This window comes from Microcella flavibacter, assembly GCF_012530535.1.
In the GTDB taxonomy this organism is placed as follows: Bacteria; Actinomycetota; Actinomycetes; order Actinomycetales; family Microbacteriaceae; genus Microcella; species Microcella flavibacter.
In genome coordinates this window covers 371,534-390,794 of the sequence record NZ_CP051299.1, presented here as the reverse complement: position 1 = coordinate 390,794, position 19,261 = coordinate 371,534, and the positions used below count along the sequence as shown (strand labels likewise).

The 19,261-nt window shown below is 70.6% G+C and carries 25 protein-coding genes; 2 read left to right on the top strand and 23 right to left on the bottom strand.

The window, feature by feature from the left end:
* Complete coding sequence (gene glmS, locus HGB54_RS01860; RefSeq protein WP_168914944.1) at nt 1-1,851, bottom strand: glutamine--fructose-6-phosphate transaminase (isomerizing); 1,851 nt, start codon at nt 1,849-1,851, stop codon at nt 1-3.
* A 93-nt stretch (nt 1,852-1,944) separates the two neighbouring features.
* Here glmS and coaA point away from each other — a divergent pair, with 93 nt between their 5' ends.
* Nucleotides 1,945-2,904, top strand: coding sequence for a type I pantothenate kinase (gene coaA / locus HGB54_RS01855; RefSeq protein ID WP_168914943.1), 960 nt, complete (start codon nt 1,945-1,947; stop codon nt 2,902-2,904).
* A 42-nt stretch (nt 2,905-2,946) separates the two neighbouring features.
* Here coaA and glmM read toward each other — a convergent pair whose 3' ends face one another.
* The 4 genes from glmM to HGB54_RS01835 all read right to left on the bottom strand — a co-directional run bounded on the left by glmM (nt 2,947) and on the right by HGB54_RS01835 (nt 6,334).
* Entirely contained in the window at nt 2,947-4,308 is a 1,362-nt protein-coding gene (gene glmM / locus HGB54_RS01850) for a phosphoglucosamine mutase (protein ID WP_168914942.1), read from the bottom strand.
* 18 nt (nt 4,309-4,326) lie between these two features.
* Complete coding sequence (gene rpsI, locus HGB54_RS01845) at nt 4,327-4,785, bottom strand: 30S ribosomal protein S9 (RefSeq protein WP_407663508.1); 459 nt, start codon at nt 4,783-4,785, stop codon at nt 4,327-4,329.
* Between the two features lie 52 nt (nt 4,786-4,837).
* Complete coding sequence (gene rplM, locus HGB54_RS01840; protein ID WP_168914941.1) at nt 4,838-5,284, bottom strand: 50S ribosomal protein L13; 447 nt, start codon at nt 5,282-5,284, stop codon at nt 4,838-4,840.
* 150 nt (nt 5,285-5,434) lie between these two features.
* Nucleotides 5,435-6,334, bottom strand: a complete 900-nt coding sequence (locus HGB54_RS01835) for a tRNA pseudouridine synthase A (protein WP_168916748.1) — start codon at nt 6,332-6,334, stop codon at nt 5,435-5,437.
* Between the two features lie 74 nt (nt 6,335-6,408).
* On the opposite strand from HGB54_RS01835, the gene HGB54_RS01830 reads away from it, so the two are divergent.
* Nucleotides 6,409-8,370 carry an acyltransferase family protein gene (locus tag HGB54_RS01830; RefSeq protein WP_168914940.1) on the top strand — a complete coding sequence of 654 codons (1,962 nt, stop codon included), beginning with the start codon at nt 6,409-6,411 and terminating at the stop codon, nt 8,368-8,370.
* A gap of 46 nt (nt 8,371-8,416) precedes the next feature.
* Here HGB54_RS01830 and HGB54_RS01825 read toward each other — a convergent pair whose 3' ends face one another.
* From HGB54_RS01825 to rplN, 18 genes are all read right to left on the bottom strand, one after another.
* The gene (locus HGB54_RS01825) at nt 8,417-9,466 is read right to left on the bottom strand and encodes a GNAT family N-acetyltransferase (protein WP_168914939.1); all 1,050 of its coding nucleotides are present in this window, start codon (nt 9,464-9,466) and stop codon (nt 8,417-8,419) included.
* Nucleotides 9,467-9,529: 63 nt separating this feature from the next.
* On the bottom strand, nt 9,530-10,087 hold the full coding sequence (rplQ, locus tag HGB54_RS01820) for a 50S ribosomal protein L17 (RefSeq protein ID WP_168914938.1): 558 nt from the start codon (nt 10,085-10,087) through the stop codon (nt 9,530-9,532).
* A gap of 51 nt (nt 10,088-10,138) precedes the next feature.
* On the bottom strand, nt 10,139-11,128 hold the full coding sequence (locus tag HGB54_RS01815; protein WP_168914937.1) for a DNA-directed RNA polymerase subunit alpha: 990 nt from the start codon (nt 11,126-11,128) through the stop codon (nt 10,139-10,141).
* Between the two features lie 172 nt (nt 11,129-11,300).
* Nucleotides 11,301-11,699 (bottom strand): 30S ribosomal protein S11, encoded by a 399-nt coding sequence (gene rpsK / locus HGB54_RS01810; RefSeq protein ID WP_047561544.1) that lies wholly within the window; start codon nt 11,697-11,699, stop codon nt 11,301-11,303.
* Between the two features lie 51 nt (nt 11,700-11,750).
* On the bottom strand, nt 11,751-12,125 hold the full coding sequence (gene rpsM / locus HGB54_RS01805) for a 30S ribosomal protein S13 (RefSeq protein ID WP_168914936.1): 375 nt from the start codon (nt 12,123-12,125) through the stop codon (nt 11,751-11,753).
* Nucleotides 12,126-12,266: 141 nt separating this feature from the next.
* Nucleotides 12,267-12,380: a 50S ribosomal protein L36 gene (gene rpmJ / locus HGB54_RS01800; RefSeq protein ID WP_047561540.1), complete on the bottom strand. Its 114-nt coding sequence runs from the start codon at nt 12,378-12,380 to the stop codon at nt 12,267-12,269.
* A 73-nt stretch (nt 12,381-12,453) separates the two neighbouring features.
* Nucleotides 12,454-12,675: a translation initiation factor IF-1 gene (infA, locus tag HGB54_RS01795; protein WP_022883252.1), complete on the bottom strand. Its 222-nt coding sequence runs from the start codon at nt 12,673-12,675 to the stop codon at nt 12,454-12,456.
* Nucleotides 12,676-12,862: 187 nt separating this feature from the next.
* The gene (locus HGB54_RS01790) at nt 12,863-13,453 is read right to left on the bottom strand and encodes an adenylate kinase (protein WP_168914935.1); all 591 of its coding nucleotides are present in this window, start codon (nt 13,451-13,453) and stop codon (nt 12,863-12,865) included.
* Nucleotides 13,450-14,775, bottom strand: a complete 1,326-nt coding sequence (gene secY / locus HGB54_RS01785) for a preprotein translocase subunit SecY (protein ID WP_168914934.1) — start codon at nt 14,773-14,775, stop codon at nt 13,450-13,452. Before secY ends, HGB54_RS01790 begins: the two co-directional genes overlap by 4 nt.
* 113 nt (nt 14,776-14,888) lie before the next feature.
* Entirely contained in the window at nt 14,889-15,641 is a 753-nt protein-coding gene (rplO, locus tag HGB54_RS01780) for a 50S ribosomal protein L15 (RefSeq protein WP_168914933.1), read from the bottom strand.
* Nucleotides 15,641-15,826 carry a 50S ribosomal protein L30 gene (rpmD, locus tag HGB54_RS01775; protein WP_168916747.1) on the bottom strand — a complete coding sequence of 62 codons (186 nt, stop codon included), beginning with the start codon at nt 15,824-15,826 and terminating at the stop codon, nt 15,641-15,643. The genes rplO and rpmD overlap by 1 nt, the downstream gene beginning before the upstream one ends.
* A complete protein-coding gene (gene rpsE / locus HGB54_RS01770) occupies nt 15,826-16,515 on the bottom strand; it encodes a 30S ribosomal protein S5 (RefSeq protein WP_168914932.1) in 690 nt (229 codons plus the stop codon). Before rpsE ends, rpmD begins: the two co-directional genes overlap by 1 nt.
* The gene (rplR, locus tag HGB54_RS01765) at nt 16,512-16,883 is read right to left on the bottom strand and encodes a 50S ribosomal protein L18 (protein ID WP_168916746.1); all 372 of its coding nucleotides are present in this window, start codon (nt 16,881-16,883) and stop codon (nt 16,512-16,514) included. Before rplR ends, rpsE begins: the two co-directional genes overlap by 4 nt.
* 2 nt (nt 16,884-16,885) lie before the next feature.
* Nucleotides 16,886-17,422: a 50S ribosomal protein L6 gene (rplF, locus tag HGB54_RS01760; RefSeq protein WP_168914931.1), complete on the bottom strand. Its 537-nt coding sequence runs from the start codon at nt 17,420-17,422 to the stop codon at nt 16,886-16,888.
* Nucleotides 17,423-17,428: 6 nt separating this feature from the next.
* The gene (rpsH, locus tag HGB54_RS01755; RefSeq protein WP_168914930.1) at nt 17,429-17,827 is read right to left on the bottom strand and encodes a 30S ribosomal protein S8; all 399 of its coding nucleotides are present in this window, start codon (nt 17,825-17,827) and stop codon (nt 17,429-17,431) included.
* Nucleotides 17,828-17,930: 103 nt separating this feature from the next.
* Complete coding sequence (gene rplE, locus HGB54_RS01750; RefSeq protein ID WP_168914929.1) at nt 17,931-18,530, bottom strand: 50S ribosomal protein L5; 600 nt, start codon at nt 18,528-18,530, stop codon at nt 17,931-17,933.
* Entirely contained in the window at nt 18,530-18,889 is a 360-nt protein-coding gene (gene rplX, locus HGB54_RS01745; protein WP_168914928.1) for a 50S ribosomal protein L24, read from the bottom strand. The genes rplE and rplX overlap by 1 nt, the downstream gene beginning before the upstream one ends.
* 2 nt (nt 18,890-18,891) lie before the next feature.
* Entirely contained in the window at nt 18,892-19,260 is a 369-nt protein-coding gene (gene rplN, locus HGB54_RS01740) for a 50S ribosomal protein L14 (RefSeq protein WP_168914927.1), read from the bottom strand.
* Nucleotide 19,261 lies beyond the last annotated feature (1 nt).

The following is a 19,261-nucleotide window of genomic DNA, read 5'->3' as shown; positions in this document are numbered from 1 at the left end:
CTACTCGACCGTGACGGACTTCGCCAGGTTGCGCGGCTGGTCGACGTCGAGGCCCTTCGCGGCGGCGAGCTCCATGCCGAAGATGTGCAGCGGCACCACCGCGATCAGAGGCTCGAAGAAGCGCGAGGCGAGCGGGATGCGGATGACCTCGTCGGCGTGCGGCAGCACCGCGACGTCGCCGGCCTCGGCGATGGCGATGACGCGCGCGCCGCGGGCCCGGATCTCCTGGATGTTCGAGACGACCTTCGCGTGCAGCGAGTTCTCGTCGCGGGGGCTCGGCACGATCACGAACACGACCTGGCCGGGCTCGATGAGCGCGATCGGGCCGTGCTTGAGCTCGCCCGCGGCGAAGCCCTCGGCGTGGATGTAGGCGAGCTCCTTGAGCTTGAGCGCTCCCTCGAGGGCGACCGGGTAGCCGACGTGGCGCCCGAGGAACAGCACCGAGCGGGTGTCGGCCATCCACTTGGCCAGCTCGCGGATGCGCTCGCCATTGCCGAGCACCTCGGCGAGCTTCTCGGGCACGGTCTGCAGCTCGGCGACGAGCTCGCGCGCGGCCTCGGGCGAGAGCGAGCCGCGCACCTGGCCGAGCTGCAGGCCGAAGAGGTAGGTCGCGGTGATCTGCGCGACGAAGGCCTTCGTCGAGGCGACGGCGACCTCGGGGCCGGCGTGCGTGTAGACGATCGCGTCGGACTCGCGCGGAATGGTCGCGCCCTGCGTGTTGCAGATCGAGAGCGTGCGAGCACCCATCTTCCGGGCGTACTTCACGGCCATGAGGGTGTCCATTGTCTCGCCCGACTGGCTGATCGAGACGACGAGCGTGTTCGGCGAGAGCACCGGATCCCGGTAGCGGAACTCGTGCGCGAGCTCGACGTCGACGGGCACGCGCGCCCACTGCTCGATCGCGTACTTGCCGACCATGCCGGCGTAGGCCGCGGTGCCGCAGGCGATGATGATGATGCGGTCGATCGCGCGCATCGTCTCGTCGTCGAGGCCGGCGAGCTCGGGGATGCGCACGAGGCCGTCCTCGACGCGGCCGAGGATGGTCTTCGCGACGGCCTCCGGCTCCTCGCTGATCTCCTTCGCCATGAAGCTCGACCAGCCGCCCTTCTCGGCGGCGGAGGCGTCCCAGTCCACCTCGAAGGTCTTCGTCTCGACCGGGTTGCCGTCGAAGTCGACGACCTCGACCGATCCGGGGCGGATGGTGACGAGCTGGTCCTGCCCGATCTCCATCGCGTGGCGCGTGAACTCGACGAAGGCGGCGACATCGGAGCCGAGGAAGTTCTCGCCCTCGCCGAGCCCGATGACGAGCGGCGAGTTGCGACGCGCGCCGACGACCACGTCGGGGGCGTCGGCGTGCACGGCGAGCAGGGTGAAGGCGCCCTCGAGGCGGCCGACGACCTGCAGCATGGCGGTGGTGAGGTCGCCCGAGGCGCGGTAGGCGTCGCCGACGAGCAGCGCGGCGACCTCGGAGTCGGTCTCGGAGGAGAACGAGTGACCGGCGGCCGCGAGCTCCTCCTTCAGCTCGCTGAAGTTCTCGATGATGCCGTTGTGGATGAGCGCGAGCCGGCCCTCGTCACCGAGGTGCGGGTGCGCGTTCTCGTCCGTCGGGCCGCCGTGGGTCGCCCAGCGGGTGTGCCCGATGCCCGTGGTACCGCGCGAGAGCGGGGTCGCCGCGAGGTCGTCGCGCAGCACGCCGAGCTTGCCGGCGTGCTTGCGGGTGTCGAGGCTGCCGTCGGGATCGAGCACGGCGACGCCGGCGGAGTCGTAGCCCCGGTACTCCAGACGCTTCAGCCCGCCCATCAGCACATCGACACTGGCCCGATTCCCGACGTATCCCACGATTCCGCACATGAGACGAGATTCTAGGGCTCGACGCCGCCGTGCAGCGATTCCGGCGGCCGGCCGCGCGGAGGCGGGCGTCGCCGTGGCGGTACTGTGGGCCGGATGTCCGAGGCGAGCGCGGCGCGCGAATCCAGTCCCCGCGACCAGAGCCCCTTCGTCGAGATCGACCGGGCCCGATGGTCCGCCCTCGCCCCGGCGACCCCGCACCCCCTCGACGAGCGTGAGCTCGTGCAGCTGCGCGGGCTCGGCGATCAGCTCGATCTGCGCGAGGTGGAGGAGGTCTACCAGCCGCTCAGCAAGCTGCTCAGCCTCTACGCCGTCGGCGCTCGTCAGCTGCACACCGCGACCCGGGCCTTCCTCGGCGATGCCCGCCCGCACACGCCCTTCGTCATCGGCGTCGCCGGCTCCGTCGCCGTCGGCAAGTCGACGATCGCGCGTCTGCTGCGCGAGCTGCTCTCCCGCTGGGAGGACACCCCGCGGGTCGAGCGCGTCACGACCGACGGCTTCCTGCTGCCGACCGCCGAGCTCACCCGCCGGGGCATCCTGCACCGCAAGGGCTTCCCCGAGTCGTACGACCGCCGCGCGCTGCTGCGCTTCGTCGCCCGCATCAAGGCGGGCGCCGAGGAGGTGCGCGCACCGGTGTACTCGCACCTCACCTACGACCGCGTGCCGAACGCCGAGATCATCGTGCGCCGCCCCGACATCCTCATCGTCGAGGGGCTCAACGTCCTCCAGCCGCCCGGCGCCGACGCCTCGCTCGCCGTCAGCGACCTCTTCGACTTCACGATCTACGTCGACGCCCGCACGAGCGACATCGCGCAGTGGTACGAGGATCGCTTCCTCGCGCTGCAGCGGGGAGCCTTCGCCGATCCGCGCAGCTACTTCCACCGGTACGCGGCGCTCGATCACGACGAGGCCGTGCGCAAGGCGCGCGAGATCTGGCGCGAGATCAACGAGCCGAACCTCGTGCAGAACATCCTGCCCACGCGGGCGCGCGCCTCGCTCGTACTGCGCAAAGAGCGCGACCACGCCGTCTCGACGGTGCTGCTGCGCAAGATCTGACCCCTCGGGCCGACCCGCTGCCGGATGCCCGGCGCCCGTGCCTCAGACCGCGAGCTGCTCGCGCACGATGCCGACCAGGCGCTCGGCGACCGCCTGCGCGGTCGCCTCGTCCGCGGCCTCGACCATGACGCGCACCATCGGCTCGGTGCCGCTCGCCCGCAGCAGCACGCGGCCGGTGCGGCCCAGCTCGGCCTCCGCCTCGGTGACGGCCGCGGCGATGACCGTATGGCCTTCGAGCCCGGTGCGATCGACGCCGCGCACGTTGATGAGCACCTGCGGGAAGACCGTCATGATCGACGCGAGCTCGGCGAGCGTCCTGCCGGTGCGCGCCATCTCGGCCGCGATCTGCAGTCCGGAGAGGATGCCGTCGCCCGTCGTCGCGTGATCGCTGAAGATGACGTGGCCGCTCTGCTCGCCGCCGAGGCTCAGACCGTGCTCGGCGAGAGCCTCCAGCACGTAGCGGTCGCCGACTTTGGTCTCGACCATGCGCACGCCGTGCTCGGCCATCGCGAGCTTGAGCCCGAGGTTGCTCATGACGGTGGCGGCGAGGGTGTCGTGCGCGAGCAGGCCGCGCTGCTTCATGGAGACGGCGAGGATCGCCATGATCTGGTCGCCGTCGACGACCCGGCCCTGGTCATCCACCGCGAGGCAGCGGTCGGCGTCGCCGTCGTGCGCGATGCCGAGATCGGCGCCGAGCGCCACGACGGCCTCCTGCAGCTTGGTCAGGTGGGTCGAACCGACGCCGTCGTTGATGTTGAGGCCGTCGGGCTCCGCGCCCATGACGGTGACCTCGGCGCCGGCGTCGACGAAGACCTGCGGCGAGATGCCCGCGGCGGCCCCGTGAGCGCAGTCGAGCACGACGTGCAGGCCGTCGAGGCGCACGTCGAGCGTGCCGAGCAGGTGCAGGGTGTAGCGGTCCTCGGCGTCGGCGAAGCGACGGATGCGGCCGACGCCGGCGCCCGTCGGAGCGAGCTTCGGCCCCTCGAGCGCCTGCTCGATGCGATCCTCGACCTCGTCGGGCAGCTTCGTCCCGCCGAAGGAGAAGAACTTGATGCCGTTGTCGGGGGCCGGATTGTGCGAGGCCGAGATCATCACGCCGAAGTCGGCGCCGATGTCGCCGACGAGGAACGCGGCCGCGGGGGTCGGGATGACGCCCGCGTCGAGCACGTCGATGCCCGAGGAGGCGAGCCCGGCGGCCACGGCGGCCCCGAGGAACTCGCCCGAGACGCGGGGGTCGCGGGCGAGGATGGCGCGCGGGCGCTTGCCCTGCGCGCGGAGGTCCTCCGCGTGGCGCCCCTGAGTGAGCACGAGCGCGGCGGCCTGGGCGAGGCCCAGGGCCAGGTCAGCGGTGAGATCACCGTTGGCCAGCCCCCGGACCCCGTCCGTGCCGAAGAGACGACCCATGAGGTCCGCCCCGTCCGACTAGCGCTTCGAGTACTGAGGAGCCTTGCGGGCCTTCTTGAGACCGGCCTTCTTGCGCTCGATGACGCGGGCGTCACGAGTGAGGAAGCCGGCCTTCTTGAGGGTCGCGCGGTTGTTCTCGCGGTCGATCTCGTTGAGGGCGCGCGCGATGGCGAGGCGCAGGGCGCCCGCCTGGCCCGAGGGGCCGCCGCCGGTGATCTTCGCCGTCACGTCGTAGCCGCCCGCGAGCTGCAGGATCGTGAAGGGATCGTTGATCAGCTGCTGGTGCAGCTTGTTCGGGAAGTAGTCCTCGAGGGTGCGGCCGTTCACCACGAAGGTGCCGGAGCCGGGGACGAGGCGCGCGCGGGCGATGGCCTGCTTGCGTCGGCCGACGGCCGAACCGGAGACGGTGAGGGCCGGGCGCGGGGTCGCGGCAGCGGGAGCTGCCGACGACTCGGTCGTGTAGCTCTCGGGAGCCACGTCAGTGCTGGTGTCGTTCGCCACGATGGTGATCCTTAGAGTCTGCGGGCCGCTACTGGGCGACCTGGTCGAGGGTGTAGGTCTTGGGCTGCTGCGCCGCGTGGGGGTGCTCGGCACCCTTGTAGACCTTGAGCTTCTTGATCTGGGCGCGGCCCAGCGAGTTCTTCGGCAGCATGCCGCGGATGGCCTTCTCGACCGTGCGCTCGGGGTTCTTCTCGAGCATCTCGGCGTACGAGGTGGCCGTGAGGCCGCCCGGGTAGCCCGAGTGGCGGTACGCCATCTTCTGGGTGAGCTTCGAGCCGGTCAGCGCGACCTTGTCGGCGTTGATGATGATGACGAAGTCGCCCATGTCCATGTGCTGGGCGAAGGTGGGCTTGTGCTTGCCGCGGAGGAGCGCGGCGGCGTGGCTGGCCAGACGGCCGAGGACGACATCGGTTGCATCGATGACGACCCAGTCGTGCTGAACATCAGCAGGCTTGGGGCTGAAAGTGCGCGTCACAGTACGTGCTTTCTTGTCGAGGAGTTCGTGAATCCCGCTCCGGGGGCTGTTCACGCGCGGATCGCGCGGAACCACCTGGTGGAGGGCTCAACCGGATGCCCGCCGACGGCGGACACCAAAGAGCGAGACTACGGCACGCCCGCCCGCCGGTCAATTCGCGGGGGATGCTGCGCCGGAGCCCGTCGCCGGCTCCCGCCGGGCTCGCGTCTGCACGGCGCGCGCGGCGAGCTCCTCGTCGTGCGGGTACGCGACCTCCGCGAGCGTCAGCCCCTTGGCCGGAACGACGGCGACGTCGTTCGAGCGCTCCGCGAGGTCGCGCACCTCCTGCACCCGATCGGCGTCGATGCGGCCGAGCCCCACGGCGATGGCCGCCCCGACGAGCGAGCGCACCATCGAGTGGCAGAAGGCGTCGGCGCGCACGTGGCCGATGAGCACGCCCTCCTCGTTGCGCCGCCACGAGTAGTCGAGCAGCGTACGGATGGTCGTCGACCCGGCGCGCGGCTTGCAGAAGGCGGCGAAGTCGTGCAGCCCGGTGAGCGCCCGCGAGGCGGCGTCCATCGCCGCCACGTCGAGCTCGCCGGAGTGCCACAGGGTGTGATTGCGCCGTCGGGGGTCGCGCTCGGCGGCCTCGTCGGCGATGCGGTACTCGTACCGCCGCCAGCTCGCCGAGAAGCGGGCGTCGAAGCCCTCGGGCGCGCGGGCGACCGAGCGGACGACCACGTCGCCCGCGCCGCCGGCGAGGCCGTTGAGGCGCCGGCCGAGCGCCGCCTCCGGGCCGAGCGCCGCGACGTGGCCGCCGCGCGGCGGCCCCACGAGGCCGTGCCACTGCGCGGGCGTGAGATCGACGTGCGCCACCTGGTGCGTCGCGTGCACGCCGGCGTCGGTGCGGCCGGCCACCGTGAGCGTCGGCGGCTCCGGAACGCCCTCTCGGCCGCGCAGCACCGTCGCGAGGGCCGCTTCGAGCTCGCCCTGCACCGTGCGCAGCCCCGGCTGGCGCGCCCATCCCGAGAACGCCGAGCCGTCGTACCCGAGGTCGAGTCGAAGCCGCACGTTCTCCACGAAGGAGGAGTCTACGGCGCGGCCGGTTTGACCTCGCGAGCCCGCGGCGCGACCCTGGAGGGGCGATGAGCAGCAGTCCCGCGACACCCCCGATCGGCACCCGGGCCCGCCTCCCCGGTCTCGACGGGGTGCGGGCCCTGGCCGTCGTGCTCGTGCTCGCCTACCACCTCGTCCCCGGCCTCGCCCCCGGCGGGTTCGTCGGGGTCGACGTGTTCCTCGTCGTGAGCGGCTACCTCATCACCGCGCTGCTGCTCGCGGAGCACGCGCGCGAGGGGGGCATCCGCCTCGGCCGCTTCTGGCGCCGCCGCGCCCGCCGCCTGCTGCCCGCCCTGCTGCTCGTCGTCGGCGCGAGCGCCGGCGTCGCCGCGCTCATCGGCGGCGACGTGCTCGTCGGCATCGACTGGCAACTGCTCGGCGCCGCGACCTTCTCCAGCAACTGGGTCGCGATCGCGCAAGGGGCCAGCTACCTCGATCAGACCAGCCCCGAGCTGCTGCGCCACCTCTGGTCGCTCGCCGTCGAGGAGCAGTTCTACCTGCTGTGGCCCCTCGCGCTCGCGGGCCTGCTCGTCCTCCCCCGGCGATGGATGCGCGTCGCCGTGCCCGTGGCGCTCGCCGTCGCGTCGGCCGTCGCGATGGGGCTCGTCGCGGGCGACCCCGCCGCCGACGGCGCGGCCGCCTCGAGCGCCTACTTCTCGACCCTCACCCACGGCTTCGGCCTGCTCGTCGGCGCGGGGCTCGCGCTCGCGCGGCGGCCGCTCGCCCTCCCCGCCGACCGCGCGGCCGGGCGCATCCCCGCCGCGGTCGCCGACGCCGGGGCGATCACCGCCGCGGTCGGCATCGTCGCCCTCGCGAGCATCCTCGCCATCGACGGCGCCGCCGCCTACCGGGGCGGCATGGTCGCGGTCGTGCTGCTCACCGCGGTGCTGCTGCTCGCGCTCGACCACCCGGGCGGCCGGGTCGCCCCGCTCATCGACCGCGGACCCGCCGGATGGGTCGGCGAGCGCTCGTACGGGCTCTACCTGTGGCACTGGCCGGTCGTCGTCCTGCTGGGCGCGGCGCTGCCGGGCATCGACCGCACCGGGGCGACGGGGTGGATGCTCGGCCTGCTCGCCCTCGCGATCTCGCTGCCGCTCGCCGCGGGCTCGTACCGCTGGCTCGAGCAGCCCGTGCGCCGCCACGGGCTCGCGGCGCTCGGGGTCGGCCGCCGCGCCGAGGTCGCGCCCTCCCCCGCCGCCGGGTCGCCGTCCGGCGCGCCCTCCCCTGCCGCCGGCGCTCCCGCCCCCGCCCCGATCGCGCGCCGCCCGTGGGCCGTGGCGCTCGTCGCCACCGCGGTCACCGCCCTGCTCCTCGCCGGCACGACCGCCGCCGTCGTGCGCGCCCCCGCGGAGTCGCAGGCCGCGGCCGCAATCCTCGCCGGGCAGACCGCCCTCGACGAGCTCGAGCGCCGGCCCGCCCCGACCGTGCCGCCGGAGCCGCTCGTGCTCACCGCTCCGAGCCCCGCGCCGACGGTGCCGCCGGGCGACGAGATCATCGCGATCGGCGACTCGGTGATGCTCGCCTCGGCCCCGGCGCTGCAGGAGCGCTTCCCGGGCATCCTCATCGATGCCGCCGTCTCGCGGCAGATGCGCGCCGCGCCCGATCTGCTGCGCGGGTACGCCGCCGCGGGCGAGCTGCGGTCGACCGTCGTGCTCGGCTTGGGCACCAACGGGCCGATCGACGCCGCGACGCTCGACGAGGTGCGGCGCATCCTCGGGCCCTCGCGCACGCTCGTGCTCGTGAGCGCGCAGGCCCCCCGCGACTGGACCCCCGGGGTCAACGGCGAGCTCACGACCTTCGCCGCTCGGTTCCGCGCGGTCGAGCTGGCCGACTGGCGCTCGGCGATCGAGCCGCAGCTCGCCCTGCTGGCCGGCGATCAGATCCACCCGGGCAGCGCGGGGGCGCGCGTCTACGCCGACGCCGTCGACGGCGCGGTGCGACGGCTGACGGCGCTGCCCCGGTTCCAGGACTACCTCGCCGACCTGTCCTGAGCGCGGCGCGCGGCCCCGAGGCGGGGCGGTGGGGTCGGGATGCTCCTCAGTACTCGATCGCGTACGCGACGTCGCGGTCGGTGGCCGTGAACCCGAGGCGGGTGTAGACCCCGAGCGCACCGGTCGGGTTCTCCGTGTCGACGTCGAGCACGCAGCGCTCGAGCCCCGCCTGCCGGGAGGCCCGCATGACCTCGGCCAGGAGCGCCCCGGCCAGCCCGCGGCCCCGGTGCTCGCGGAGCGTGCCGACGAGCCCGATGTAGATGCTCGTGAAGCCCTGCCGCGGCCAGTCCTCCTCGTTGACCTCCACCGTCGCGAACGCCACGACCTGCTCGCCGACGAGCGCCACCCGGCTGAGATCGGCGCGGAAGGTCGGGAGGGCGACGTTCGCGTCCCAGGACTCGGCGACGACGGGCTGGCTGCCCCAGTGGTCGGCGAAGGAGGCGTTCTTGGCGAGCCGCACGCGCTCGCTGAGCTCCGCGCTGAACGGGACGACCCGCACTCCCGCGGGCAGCGGACGATCCGGCAGCTCGACGTCGAGCGCGGCCTCGAGCGTCGTGAAGTAGCGGGCGGCGGTGAAGCCCGCGGCCCGCAGCAGGGCGCCGTGCTCGGGCGCCCGGTCGGCCGCGGAGGAGAGCAGCCAGCCGGGCATCCGGTGCTCGCTCGTCGACAGCCGCTCGTGGCCGCGCGCGAGCTGCCAGGCGAGCATCGCCCGCCCGAGGCCGCGGCCCCGGTGCTGCGGGTGCACCCCGCCGTGCAGGAACACCCGCACGATCGATTCGGGCTCGGGCGTCTCGATGACGATGCCGTGCGCCACCATCGTGCCGTCGTCGGCGAACGCGACGACCGTGTCGCGCTCGAGGTCGATCCACGAGTGCGCGAGCTCCTCCTCGATCTCCTCGAGGGTCTCGCTCCAGCTCGGGTGGTCGCGCGTGCTCATGGCCGCCAGCAGCCCGGTGATCGCCGCGGCGTCGCCGGCGACGGCGGGCCGCCAGCGCACGCCCTCGCACCCCTCCGGCAGGACGACCTCGCCGGGCGCGGGCACCCGCTCGCGGAGCGGGGTCGTGGCAGCCGAGGCGGAGGGGACGGGATCGCTCATGGCAGACAAGAGTAGGGCCCCACCCGAGACGGATGGGGCCCTACTGTCGCGCCGTGCGCGGTACTACTTGCTCGACTCCTCGGCAGCGGCCGACTCGTCGGTGCTGCTCTCGTCGGTGCTCGTCTCCTCGGCGGCCGCGTCGTCGGCGGTGGTCTCCTCGACCACGACCTCCTCGGTCTCCTCGGTGGTGGGCTGCTCGGCGGCCGGCGCCGCGGCGGCCGCCGCAGCGGCCGTCTTCTTCGCCGACTTCGGCTTCGGGTTCACGGGCTCCAGGACGAGCTCGATGACGGCCATGGGGGCGTTGTCGCCCTTGCGGTAGCCCGTCTTCACGATGCGGGTGTAGCCGCCCTCGCGCTCGGCCATGAGCGGAGCGATCTCGGTGAAGAGCTCGTGCACGGCGCTCTTGTCGCGGATGGTCGTCATGACGCGACGACGCGCGTGCAGGTCGCCGCGCTTGGCGAAGGTCACGAGGCGCTCGGCGAGCGGACGCAGGCGCTTGGCCTTCGTCTCGGTCGTCGTGATGCGCTTGTGCGTGAACAGCGCCGTGGCGAGGTTCGCGAGCATGAGGCGCTCGTGCGCCGGGCCTCCTCCGAGGCGGGGACCCTTGGTGGGCTTAGGCATGATCAGTGTTCTCCAGTGTCAGGGGTTCTCGGGCTGTCGGGACGACGAGCCTCAGACGTAGTCGTCCTCGTTGCCGCCGTAGAAGTGCGCGCCGTCGAAGCCGGGCACGGCGTCCTTCAGCGAGAGGCCCATCTCGACGAGCTTGTCCTTGACCTCGTCGACGGACTTCTGCCCGAAGTTGCGGATGTTCATGAGCTGCGTCTCCGACAGGGCGACGAGCTCGCTCACGGTATTGATGCCCTCGCGCTTGAGGCAGTTGTAGCTGCGCACCGAGAGGTCGAGGTCCTCGATGGGCATCGACAGCTCGGTCGAGAGCACGGCGTCGACCGGCGCGGGGCCGATCTCGATGCCCTCGGCCTGCGTGTTCAGCTCGCGGGCGAGACCGAACAGCTCGACGAGCGTGCGGCCGGCCGAGGCGATCGCGTCGCGGGGCGTGATGGCGGGCTTCGACTCGACGTCGACCACGAGGCGGTCGAAGTCGGTGCGCTCGCCGGCACGGGTGGCCTCGACGCGGTAGGTGACCTTGAGCACGGGCGAGTAGATCGAGTCGACCGGGATCTGGCCCGCCTCGCTGAACTCGCTGCGGTTCTGAGTCGCGCTGACGTAGCCGCGGCCGCGCTCGATGGTGAGCTCGAGCTCGAACTTCGCGCTGTCGTTGAGGGTCGCGATGACGAGCTCGGGGTTGTGGATCTCGACGCCGGCCGGGGCCGAGATGTCGGAGGCCGTGACCTCGCCGCTGCCCGTCTTGCGCAGGTAGGCGGTGATGGGCTCGTCGTGCTCGCTCGAGACAACCAGGTTCTTGATGTTGAGGATGATCTCGGTGACATCCTCCTTCACGCCCGGGATGGTGCTGAACTCGTGCAGCACGCCGTCGATGCGGATGCTCGTGACCGCGGCACCCGGGATCGACGAGAGGAGCGTGCGGCGGAGCGAGTTGCCGAGGGTGTAGCCGAAGCCGGGCTCGAGCGGCTCGATGATGAAGCGCGACCGGAACTCGGAGACGCTCTCCTCGGTCAGGGTGGGACGCTGTGCGATGAGCACTATTGATTCCTTTCGGCGAAGTGTCCGCTATATGACACTTGTGGCGCGACGAGTGGCTGGCTCGTCGAGTGTGTTGAGTTATGAGGTCGTACGAGCGGCACGGGGCGCCGCCGGGGCGGTCGCACGGCGGAGGCGGTGAGGCGCTCCCCCGTGCGACCGGACTGCGGTGCGACTAGACGCGGCGGCGCTTGGGCGGCCGGCAGCCGTTGTGCGCCTGGGGCGTCACATCGCTGATCGAGCCGACCTCGAGGCCGGCGGCCTGGAGCGAGCGGATCGCGGTCTCGCGGCCCGAGCCGGGGCCCTTGACGAAGACGTCGACCTTCTTCATGCCGTGCTCCTGCGCCTGGCGGGCGGCCGACTCGGCGGCCAGCTGCGCGGCGAAGGGGGTCGACTTGCGCGAGCCCTTGAAGCCGACCTGGCCGGACGACGCCCAGCTGATGACGGCCCCGCTGGGGTCGGTGATCGACACGATGGTGTTGTTGAACGTCGACTTGATGTGGGCCTGGCCCACGGCGATGCTCTTCTTCTCTTTACGACGCGGCTTGCGAGCGGCCGACTTCGGTGCTGCCATGGTTTTCTCCTAGAACGAGGTCGAAGGGATGGTCGCGGGGTGACCCCGGGACTATCGCGCCTTCTTCTTGCCGGCGACGGTGCGCTTCGGGCCCTTGCGGGTACGAGCGTTGGTCTTGGTGCGCTGACCGCGCACGGGCAGGCCGCGGCGGTGGCGGATGCCCTCGTAGGAGCCGATCTCGACCTTGCGGCGGATGTCGGCGGCGACCTCGCGGCGGAGGTCGCCCTCCACCTTGAACGTGCCCTCGATGTGGTCGCGGAGGCTGACGAGCTGGTCGTCGGTGAGGTCCTTCACGCGGATGTTGCGGTCGATCCCGGTGGCGTCGAGGGTCTGCACCGCACGGGTGCGGCCGACGCCGTAGATGTAGGTCAAGGCGACTTCCACGCGCTTATCGCGCGGGATGTCGACTCCGGCAAGACGGGCCATGATGGCTCCTTCTGTGATGCGGGGAGGTGTGGAGCAGCTCCGGTGCCCGGGCCTCCCGCCCGGGGTGTCCACCGCCGAAGCGGTCTAGTGGAGCTGCCTTGTGTTCGTGTTCAGTTGTGAGCGCCGCGACGCGGCAGGGCGCTAGCCCTGACGCTGCTTATGGCGGGGGTTCTCGCAGATGACCATCACGTTGCCGTGGCGGCGGATCACCTTGCACTTGTCGCAGATGGGCTTGACGCTGGGGTTGACCTTCATGGTTCTTCCTTTGGGTTTCGCTGGCCTCGTGCGCCGGGTGGGATCCCGGGCCGTTCCTTGTGCAGCGGTCCCGTTACTTGTAGCGGTAGACGATCCGGCCGCGGGTCAGGTCGTAGGGGCTCAGCTCCACGATCACGCGGTCCTCCGGGAGGATGCGGATGTAGTGCTGACGCATCTTGCCCGAGATGTGGGCGAGAACCTTGTGTCCGTTGGTCAGTTCGACGCGGAACATGGCGTTGGGCAGTGCTTCAACCACTGCGCCCTCGATTTCGATGACACCGTCTTTTTTGGCCATAGCCTCTTCGTCGCTAAAAGTTGGGGATTCGCTGGTCGTGCGGTTCGATGGCACCTGTCGAAGGTCGCGTCAACTGCACGTCAGACGCGTTACGTCGACACGCCGAAGGCGTGCCGAAAGCACCAAGGGTCAAGCTTAGGTGATAGAGCGGGCGCCGAGCAACTCGGGCGTGTCGCTCCGGCCCGTCTCAGTCGGAGACGAGGATGCCGCGGGCGGCGAGCGCCTCGGAGATGCGGGCCGTGACCTCGTCGATCTCGCCGATGCCGTCGACCTTCGCGAGCATCCCGCGACCGTCGTACAGGTCGATCAGCGGCGCCGTCTGCTGACGGTAGACCTCGAGCCGGTGGCGCACGACGGACTCGTCGTCATCGCTGCGGCCCTGGTCGAGCGCGCGCTTCTTGAGGCGCTCCACGACGACGTCGGGGTCGGCGACGAGCTCGATGACGACGTCCATCGCCGTGCCGTGCTCGGCGAGGAACTCGTCGAGCGCGCGGACCTGGTCGGTCGTGCGCGGGTAGCCGTCGAGCAGGAACCCCTCGGCGCAGTCGCTCTGCGCGAGCCGATCGCGCACGAGGTCGTTGGTGAGCGAGTCGGGAACGTTGTCGCCGGCGTCCATGTACGCCTTGGCCTTCGTGCCGAGCTCGGTCTCGCTGCGGACGTTCTCGCGGAAGATGTCGCCGGTGGAGATCGCGGGGACGCCGAGCGAGGCGGAGAGCCGCACCGCCTGGGTGCCCTTGCCCGCGCCGGGCGGCCCGATGAGCAGCAGGCGGGCGCTCACTTCAGCAGCCCCTCGTAGTGGCGCTGCTGCAGCTGCGCGTCGATCTGCTTCACCGTCTCGAGGCCGACGCCGACGATGATGAGGATGCTCGCCCCGCCGAAGGGGAAGTTCTGGTTGGCGCCGATGGTCGCCAGGGCGATGAGCGGGATGAGCGCCAGCAGGCCGAGGTACAGCGAGCCGGGCAGCGTCACGCGGGTCAGCACGTAGTCGAGGTACTCGGCGGTCGGGCGGCCGGCGCGGATGCCCGGGATGAAGCCGCCGTACTTCTTCATGTTGTCCGCGACCTCCTCCGGGTTGAAGGTGATCGCGACGTAGAAGTACGTGAACCCGACGATGAGGAGGAAGTACACCGCCATGTAGATCGGGTTGTCGCCCGAGACCAGGTTGTTCTGGATCCACACGACCCACTCGGGGGCGGTCTGGCCGGCCTGCGGCTGGTTGAACTGCGCGACGAGAGCCGGCAGGTACAGCAGCGACGAGGCGAAGATGACCGGCACGACTCCGGCCATGTTGACCTTGATCGGGATGTAGGTGTTGTTGCCGCCGTAGGTGCGGCGACCCACCATGCGCTTGGCGTACTGCACGGGAATGCGGCGCTGCGACTGCTCGACGAACACGACGGCCGCCATGACGAGGATGCCCACGGCGATGACGATCACGAAGATGTTCGGGCCCTGCGCGACGGCGATGGCCCAGAGCGCCGACGGGAAGGTCGCGGCGATCGACACGAAGATCAGCAGCGACATGCCGTTGCCGATGCCGCGCTCGGTCACGAGCTCGCCCAGCCACATGATGAGACCGGTGCCCGCGGTCATGGTGATGACCATGAGAAGGATCGCGTACCAGGCGTCGTTGGTGATCAGCTGGCTGCACTGCGGGATGCCCGAGGTGGTGGGGAACAGCGCTCCGGCGCGGGCGACGGTGATGAGGGTCGTCGACTGCAGCACGGCGAGCGCGATCGTGAGGTAGCGCGTGTACTGGGTGAGCTTGGCCTGGCCCGCCTGGCCCTCCTTGTAGAGGGTGTCGAAGTGCGGGATGACCACGCGCAGCAGCTGGGTGATGATCGAGGCCGTGATGTACGGCATGATCCCCAGCGCGAAGATGGAGAGCTGCAGCAGAGCGCCGCCGCTGAAGAGGTTGACGAGCTGGTAGAGCCCGGTGGTGCCCGCGTTGCCGCTCAAGCACTCCTGCACGTTCTGGTAGTCCACGAACGGCGCGGGGATGAATGAACCCAGACGGAAGAGGGCGACGATGCCCAGGGTGAAACCGATCTTCCGGCGGAGGTCGGGCGTGCGGAAGATCCGCCCGATAGCTCTGAACACGAGACCTCCCGTATAAAAACCATGAGCATCCCGTGCCCGGCGGCAGGGGATGCGGCGACCCTGGTTGGGCCAAGAGCCGGGCGGCCCCCGCGGTGGGGGGGCCGCCCGATCGACTACTTGATGGAACCGCCGGCGGCCACGATCTTCTGCTCGGCGGAGCGCGAGACCTTGTCGACCGACACATTGAGCTTAACCGCAATGTCGCCGTCGCCGAGAACCTTGACCTTCTCGTTCTTGCGCACCGCACCCTTGGCGACCAGGTCGCCGATGGTGACGTCGCCGCCCTTCGGGTACAGGTCGGCCAGGGTCGAGAGGTTCACGACCTGGTACTCGACGCGGAACGGGTTGGTGAACCCGCGCAGCTTCGGGGCGCGCATGACGAAGTTCAGGTTGCCGCCCTCGAAGCCGGGGCGCACGGAGTAGCGCGCCTTCGTGCCCTTGGTGCCGCGACCGGCCGTCTTGCCCTTCGAGCCCTCACCGCGTCCGACGCGGGTGCGCTCCTTCTTCGACCCGGGGGCCGGGCGGAGGTGGTGCACCTTGAGGACCTGGGGGCGCGCGACCTCGGCCGGAGCGGCCTTCTTCGCGGCCGGGGCCTTCTTCGCCGGAGCCTTCGTCGCCGAGGCGTCGGAGGAGGAGGCGGTGTCGGCGGCCTTCGCCGGGGCCTTCTTGGCGGGGGCCTTGGCGGCCGGCGCCTTGTCGGCAGCGGCCTTCGCCGGAGCCTTCTTGGCGGGAGCCTTCTCGGCGGGAGCCTTGTCGGCAGCGGCCTTCGCCGGAGCCTTCTTGGCGGGAGCCTTCTCGGCGGCGGCCTTGGCGGGCGCCTTCTTGGCCGGAGCCTTCGCGGCCCCGTCCTTCTTCTCTTCAGTCATTAGTCAATCTCCTCGACCTTGACGAGGTGAGCGACCGTGCGGACGTACCCGCGGTTGACCGGGCTGTCCTCGCGGACGACGGAGTCGCCGATCCGCTTGAGGCCCAGGCTGCGGAGGGTGTCGCGCTGGTTCTGCTTCTCGCTGATAACAGACTTGATCTGGGTCACCTTCAGGCGGACGGCCATCATGCACCCGCCTTTCCGGCTGCGGCCTCGGCCGCGAGGGCCTCGGCGCGGACGAGGCGCGCAGGCGCGACGTCCTCGAAATCGAGCCCACGACGGGCGGCGACGGCGCGCGGCTCCTCGAGCTGCTTCAGCGCCGCGACCGTCGCGTGGACGATGTTGATCGTGTTCGACGAGCCGAGCGACTTGCTCAGCACGTCGTGGATGCCGGCGCACTCGAGCACGGCGCGCACGGGGCCGCCGGCGATGACACCGGTACCGGCCGCGGCGGGGCGCAGGAGCACCACACCGGCGGCGGCCTCACCCTGGACGGGGTGGGGGATGGTCGCGGCGACGCGCGGGACGCGGAAGAAGTTCTTCTTCGCCTCCTCGACGCCCTTCGAGATCGCGGTCGGCACCTCGCGGGCCTTGCCGTAGCCGACGCCGACCATGCCGTTGCCGTCTCCGACCACCACGAGGGCGGTGAAGCTGAAGCGACGGCCGCCCTTGACGACCTTCGACACGCGGTTGATGGTCACGACGCGCTCGAGGAACTGGCTCTTCTCGGTGTCGCGCGCACCGCGGTCGCGGTTGGGGTTGCGCTCGCGGCTGCCTCGACGGGCCTCGCGGGGCTCGGTCGACGGCTCGGACGACGCAGCGGTCTCCACGGGGGCCTCTGCCGCCACGGTCTGCTCCTTCTCGGTCTCACTCACAGGCTCAGTCCACCCTCTCGCGCTCCATCGGCGATGGCCGCGACGCGACCCGCGTAGCGGTTTCCACCGCGGTCGAACACGACGGCCTCGACGCCCGCCTGCTTCGCGCGCTCGGCGACGAGCTCGCCGACCTTGCGCGCCTTGGCGGTCTTGTCGCCGTCGAACGTGCGCATGCTCTCCTCCATGGTGGAGGCGCTGGCCACGGTGTGGCCCTTCGCGTCGTCGACGACCTGCACGAAGACGTGCCGGGCCGAACGCGTGACGACCAGGCGCGGCCGGTCGGCCGTGCCGGTGATGCGCTTGCGCAGACGCGCGTGACGGCGGCCCTTGGCCGCGGTCTTGCTCTTGCCTCTAGTTCCGAGACCCATGATCACTTACCACTCTTTCCGGCCTTGCGGCGCACGATCTCGCCGGCGTACCGCACGCCCTTGCCCTTGTACGGCTCGGGCTTGCGGATCTTGCGGATGTTCGCTGCGACCTCGCCCACGGCCTGCTTGTCGATGCCGCTGACGGTGAGCTTGTTGTTGCCCTCGACGGTGAACGTGATGCCCTGGGGCGGGTTCACCGTGACGGGGTGGGAGAAGCCGAGCGCGAACTCGACGCCCTCGCCCTTCGCCTGAACGCGGTAACCGGTGCCGACGACCTCGAGGCCCTTGGAGTAGCCCTGGGTGACACCGATGATGTTGTTGGCGATGAGCGTGCGGGTGAGGCCGTGGAGCGAGCGCGAAGCGCGCTCGTCGTCGGGACGGGTCACGACGACCTGGTTGTCCTCGATGGCGACCTCGATGGGGCTGGCCACGGTCAGCCAGAGCTGACCCTTGGGGCCCTTGACGGTGACGGCCTGGCCGTCCACCGTGACCTCGACACCGCCGGGGATGTCGATGGGCATGCGTCCGATGCGGGACATGTCAGATCACCACACGTAGGCGAGGACTTCCCCACCCACGCCCTTCTTCATCGCCTCACGGTCGGTGAGCAGACCGGAGGAAGTCGACAGGATGGCCACGCCGAGCCCGCCGAGGACCGTGGGGATCTCGGTGCTCTTGGCGTAGACCCGGAGACCGGGCTTGGAGACGCGCTTGATGCCGGCGATCGACCGCTCGCGGTTCGGGCCGTACTTCAGCGACAGCGTGAGCGTCGAGCCGACGCGGGCGTCCTCGACGGCCCAGTCGGAGATGTAGCCCTCGCGCTTGAGGATCTCGGCGATGTGGCTCTTGAGCTTGGAGCTCGGCATCGCCACGGTCTCGTGGAACGCCGAGTTGGCGTTGCGCAGTCTGGTCAGCATGTCTGCGACCGGATCTGTCATCGTCATGATGATTTTCCTGTTCTCGTCCGGTTTCCGGACCCGTTACACGGGGACGGACCTAGCCGATCGGGGCCCGAGTGCTCGGGCCGGGTGGAGTGGATCGCCTCGGTCAGGAGGCGTCGGCGGCCTTGAAGGGGAAGCCGAGCGAGCGCAGCAGGGCGCGTCCCTCGTCGTCCGTCTTCGCGGTCGTCACGATGGTGATGTCGAAACCGCGGACGCGGTCGATCTTGTCCTGGTCGATCTCGTGGAACACGCTCTGCTCCTGGAGACCGAAGGTGTAGTTGCCGTTGCCGTCGAACTGCGTGGCGCTCAGGCCGCGGAAGTCGCGGATGCGGGGCAGCGCGAGCGAGAGCAGACGGTCGAGGAACTCCCACGCGCGGTCACCGCGGAGGGTGACGTGCGCGCCGATGGGCATGCCCTCGCGCAGCTTGAACTGCGCGATCGACTTGCGGGCCTTCGTGACCTGCGGCTTCTGCCCGGTGATGGCGGTGAGATCCTTGATCGCACCGTCGATCACCTTGCTGTCGCGCGCGGCCTCGCCGACGCCCGTGTTGACGACGATCTTGACAAGCCCGGGGACCTGGTGCGGGTTGGTATACCCGAACTCCTCGGTGAGCGCCTTCGTGATGTCGGCGCGGTACTTCTGCTTCAGACGCGGCTGGACCTTCTCGGTCGTCGCCGCGCCGGTGGCGGTAGCGGTGTCGGTCATTAGAGCTTCTCACCCGAATTCTTGGCGTAGCGCACGCGCACCGTCTTGCTGATGCCGTCCTTCTCGACGGTCTCCTCACGGTGCCCGACGCGCGTCGGCTTCTTGGTCTTGGGGTCCACCACGGCCACGTTGGACACGTGGATGGACGCCTCGTGGGTCTCGATGCCACCGGTCTTCGTGCCGCGCTGGGTCTGGCCGACGCGCACGTGCTTGGTGACGAGGTTGATGCCCTCGACGATGATGCGGTTCTTCTCCGCGATCACCTCGAGGACGCGACCCTGCTTGCCGCGGTCGCCGCCGCGCGCCTGCGTGGCGCCAGTGATGACCTGGACGAGGTCGCCCTTCTTGATCTTCGCCATGGTTACAGCACCTCCGGGGCCAGGGAGACGATCTTCATGAACTTCTTGTCACGAAGCTCACGACCGACCGGTCCGAAGATGCGGGTACCGCGGGGGTCCCCGTCGTTCTTCAGGATGACGGCGGCGTTCTCGTCGAACTTGATGTACGAGCCGTCGGGACGACGGGTCTGCTTCACGGTGCGCACGATGACCGCCTTGACGACATCGCCCTTCTTGACGTTGCCGCCGGGGATCGCGTCCTTGACCGTGGCGACGATGATGTCACCCAGGCCGGCGTACCGACGGCCGGAGCCGCCGAGCACACGGATCGTGAGCAGCTCCTTGGCGCCGGTGTTGTCGGCGACCTTGACGCGGGATTCTTGCTGCAGCATT